Origin of the sequence: Ferruginibacter sp., from assembly GCF_031430955.1 — a bacterium.
In the GTDB taxonomy this organism is placed as follows: domain Bacteria; phylum Bacteroidota; class Bacteroidia; order Chitinophagales; family Chitinophagaceae; genus Ferruginibacter.
In genome coordinates, this window is sequence record NZ_JANPCM010000622.1 from 1 (window position 1) to 4,121 (window position 4,121).

The 4,121-nt window shown below is 37.0% G+C and carries 5 protein-coding genes; 1 reads left to right on the plus strand and 4 read right to left on the minus strand.

Annotated elements, in window-relative coordinates; genetic code table 11:
* A partial coding sequence (locus tag ACY65O_RS17635; protein ID WP_462222175.1) for a UbiA family prenyltransferase occupies positions 1–451 on the plus strand: 451 nt, incomplete at its 5' end.
* A 7-nt stretch (positions 452–458) separates the two neighbouring features.
* Here the strand turns inward: ACY65O_RS17635 and ACY65O_RS17640 are convergent.
* The 4 genes from ACY65O_RS17640 to cphA all read right to left on the minus strand — a co-directional run.
* Positions 459–752: a type II toxin-antitoxin system RelE/ParE family toxin gene (locus ACY65O_RS17640; protein WP_462222176.1), complete on the minus strand. Its 294-nt coding sequence runs from the start codon at positions 750–752 to the stop codon at positions 459–461.
* An 8-nt stretch (positions 753–760) separates the two neighbouring features.
* Complete coding sequence (locus tag ACY65O_RS17645; RefSeq protein ID WP_462222177.1) at positions 761–979, minus strand: hypothetical protein; 219 nt, start codon at positions 977–979, stop codon at positions 761–763.
* 172 nt (positions 980–1,151) lie between these two features.
* Positions 1,152–1,727, minus strand: coding sequence for a hypothetical protein (locus ACY65O_RS17650; protein ID WP_462222178.1), 576 nt, complete (start codon positions 1,725–1,727; stop codon positions 1,152–1,154).
* Positions 1,728–1,760: 33 nt separating this feature from the next.
* Positions 1,761–4,121, minus strand: a 2,361-nt coding sequence (cphA, locus tag ACY65O_RS17655; RefSeq protein ID WP_462222179.1) for a cyanophycin synthetase, incomplete at its 5' end; no start/stop codon positions are given.

Below are 4,121 nucleotides of genomic sequence, written 5' to 3' on the forward strand. Positions count from 1 at the left end.
AGGATTATTGGTTAATGTGGGTATCTTTCTGCATTTTCAAAAAACGATAAATGATAATTATAATTTGCCCGGATATATCTGGTGCCTGGCATTTTTTATTATGGCATTCAGTATTGCAATTGCCTGGTTTAAAGATTTGCCCGATACAGAAGGCGATGAAAAATTTCATGTAAAAACATTAGCCGTTTTATACTCTAAAAAAAATGCATTGACCGGCGGAACATTAATGGTTGGCGCAGCTTATATTTTGGTATTACTATGGAGTTTTTTTTATGCAGAAAAAAATGTTTGGTATTTAATTATTACACACGGATTGTTATTTATATTTTTTCTAATTAATTATTTTTCTGTAAAACTGGAGGATAAAAATTCGGTGAAGAAATTTTACCTGCGTTTTTGGGTGTTCTTTTTTGCGGAATATATTTTGTTTGCGGTGTGGGTGATGTTGTAAGGAAAAATTAATCTTCCCATAACGGTCTCCGACTGGTATGGAAAACCCTGTACACAATTATTCTTTCAATTTCTAAGGCTGCCTCATAATGAATCAAGTAAGGAAAATCGGGAACTAAAGAACATCGAACGTTTTCATATCTAATCGGGGAAATCTCTGGTGTTACAGAAATCAAATTAATACGTTTATCAAATGACTTAATGAATCTTTCACCTAACCCTTCCGACTTACTTGCATACCAATCATAAATTTCCATCAAATCATTTTGAGCATCGGGCATGAAAACAATGGGAAATACCATTTTACAAATTATCGGTTACGGATATTTTGCTTAACGGTTTCCCAATCTATAAGCAAAGAAGGATTTTCTTTTGCTTTCTTTTTCGCCTCTAAAACTTTATCTATCTGCCATTGGGGGATGCTAATGTTTTCTTCATTAATAAATTCAACAGCATCCATTTTTTGCAAATCTTCAATCACATCTGCAGCGTATTCTTTTTTAATCCGTATAAAATAAGTATCACCCATAGCAATTTATTTAAGTCTTTATAAAGTTAAACAAATTTATTTGATTAAATAAAAATTTTACCTGCGTTTTTGGGTGTTTTTTTGCGGAGTATATTTTGTTTGCGGCATGGGTGATGTTATAAGGAGAGAGTGAAAGCCTTAAGCATTTCTTTTAATTTTTTATTTTTACTTTTCATCCATAGTTAAAAAAAACAGTTGTGGCACCAGTACTTTTTGCATAGTCTAAAAATCTTTTAAAATTTCTCAAGTCTTGGCCAAAATTATTTCTGATATATCCTTCTCCTTTATCAATATTAAAATCTGTGAAGTAAAAATCATAATCTATGGTACTTTCGCCGTAATCATTAAGTATTTGGTTAAGATTTTGAATTTGCGAAAGCTTTTGTATTAATTGTGAAATAGTTACAACCACATTATCAATATTTCCTTTCAAACTATTCTTATCTGCTTCAATTCGATTTTTAATTTCTTCTTTCTCTTTGGTATTCTCTGCAAACGAAAGTTGATGTTCGGCACTCAAATCATCCCAATATTTTTCCATATCATAAATTGGAGAGATATCAATTCCTGTAATTTCACCAATTTGATCAAGTTCAGGCTTGCCGTTTGCGATATGTCGTCTTGACATAAAGTTGCAAAACGTTCGGCTTAAACTATGTTGATTGAAGTAATTATTTTTCTCATCAAAATAATTGCCAGAATAAATTTTGTTTATATTGTTTGTAGAGATTATTATGTCAAGCCCCATTGCTTTATAAAGTTAAAGTTACAATTCATACTCTCATCCCTCATCCTCCTTCTCCTTCAACCCCTTTATCAAATCCAAAGCCTCCGCCACCACATCACACATAATAGTAATTAAACTGCCCGGCTTTGCATTATCATACGCAAACATGATAGCTTCTTTTTCATTGTAAATAATATTTACAGGAATATCTTTAGTTTTGGTTTCATTAATACCTTCCACTAAAAGATTTACAATTTCTTCAGCCGTGCGGCCACGTAAATGTTTATCCTGGCGTATAATTATTTCATCAAAATTTCTTCCCGAAATCCTTCCCAGTTCTCTTATATCATCATCCCTTCTGTCGCCGGTGCCGCTGATAATGCCCACTTTGGGTTCACCATCCATCTTACTGATAAAATCGCAAAGCAATTCCAGTCCGGCAGGGTTATGTGCAAAGTCAACTAAAAATTTAAATTGTTTAAAATGGAACATGTTTAACCTGCCCGGCGTTTGTGTTGGCGAAGGCACAAAGGTTTGCAGGGCCAGTTTAATATCATCAATAGAAATGTTGCGCCAGAAATAAGTAGATAAAACAGCGGGCAAACAGTTCATAATATTATGGGTGGCTTTGCCGCCATAAGTCACCGGCACTTCGGCAACTTTTACCACACGAATTTTCCAGGTGCCTTTCATTACGGTGATGTATCCGTTCTCGTACACTGCCGCATAGCCGCCTTTTTTGCAATGCTCAATAATGCGTTTATTATTTTCATCCATGCTGAACAATGCAATGTTACAATCCAGTCCGCTTTTCATCGCATACACCAAATCATCATCAGCATTTAAAATAGCATAGCCATGTTTAAAAACTGTTTCGGGCACAACAGCTTTCACCTTTGCCATTTGCTCCATCGAATCTATACCACCCAATCCAATATGATCGGCACTGATGTTGGTAACTACCGCCACATCGCAATTTTGAAAAGCCAATCCGCTTTTTAAAATACCGCCTCTGGCACATTCCAATACTGCAAAATCAACCGTAGGATCTTTCAAAACAAAAGTAGAAGATACCGGCCCGGTGCAATCACCCTTCATCATCATTTGGTTTTGAATGTACACACCATCGCTGGTGGTGTAGCCCACTTTGTAGCCAGCAGTTTTTGCAATGTGAGCGGTTAATCTTGTTGTAGTTGTTTTTCCATTGGTGCCTGTTATGGCAATGATTGGAATTTTACCAACACTACCGCTCGGAAAAAGCATATCCACCACCGGCTCGGCCACATTACGGGCCAAACCAACAGAAGGTTCAATATGCATACGGAAGCCAGGCGCTGCATTTACTTCTAAAATACAACCGCCATTTTCTGTTACGGGTGTACGCAAATCAGTTGCCATAATATCAATACCGCAAATATCCAGGCCAATTATTTTTGCAATGCGTTCGCACATAAAAACATTTGCCGGATGTACTTCGTCAGTAACATCGGTACTGGTGCCGCCGGTACTTAAATTAGCGGTAGGCTTTAATAATACCAGTTCATCTTTTGCAGGAACAGTTTCTAAAGTATAATTTTTTTCGTCCAGCATTTTTTGCGTAAACTGATCAATGGTAATTTGCGTTAAAACTTTTTCGTGCCCGTATCCACGGCGTGGGTCCTTATTAGTTTCGTCAATTAAATATTGAATAGTATTTTTTCCATCACCCACAACCGAAGCTGGTGTTCGCAATGCTGCACAAATAAATTTATAGTTGATCACTAAAATCCTGAAATCAAAACCTGTAATATATTTTTCAACGATCACACTGCGGCCATAAACTTTCGCCGCTTCAAAAGCCCTGAGTGCCATTTCCCAATCAGTAATGTTGGTGGTATTACCTTTACCATGGTTACCATCAATAGGTTTTATTACACAGGGATAACCAATTCTGTCAATCGCATCCTGCAATCCCAATTCAGTTCTTACTACATCACCTTTTGGAACAGGAATTTCGGCAGCACCTAATAAATTTTTTGTTTCTTCTTTATCGCAGGCAATATCCACCGCAATATTTCCGGTGGTACTTGCAATGGTTGCACGTATTCTTTTTTGATGCACACCATAACCCAATTGTACCAAACTATGTTTGTTCAATCGTATAAAAGGGATGCCTCTTTTTGCCGCTTCATCTACAATACAACCGGTGCTGGGCCCAAGTCTGGTATCTTCCCTAATTTCTCTCAGGTTCATAATATCCTCACTTAAATCATACACAACATCATCAATTAAAGCCTGCGAAACCCTTACCGCCGCCTTGGCGGCGTACACACCGGCATCTTCTTCCATATAACTAAAGCATACATAATATTCGCCTTCTTTGCCCGTGCCTCTTGTGCGGCCAAAACCAGTATCCATGCCGGCAAGGGTTTGCAT

What these genes read in the sequence shown, in the direction of transcription:
- ACY65O_RS17640 (WP_462222176.1), bottom strand. Translation starts at nt 752, where the DNA reads ATGGTATTTCCCATTGTTTTCATGCCCGATGCTCAAAATGATTTGATG.
- ACY65O_RS17645 (WP_462222177.1), bottom strand. Translation starts at nt 979, where the DNA reads ATGGGTGATACTTATTTTATACGGATTAAAAAAGAATACGCTGCAGAT.
- ACY65O_RS17650 (WP_462222178.1), bottom strand. Translation starts at nt 1,727, where the DNA reads ATGGGGCTTGACATAATAATCTCTACAAACAATATAAACAAAATTTAT.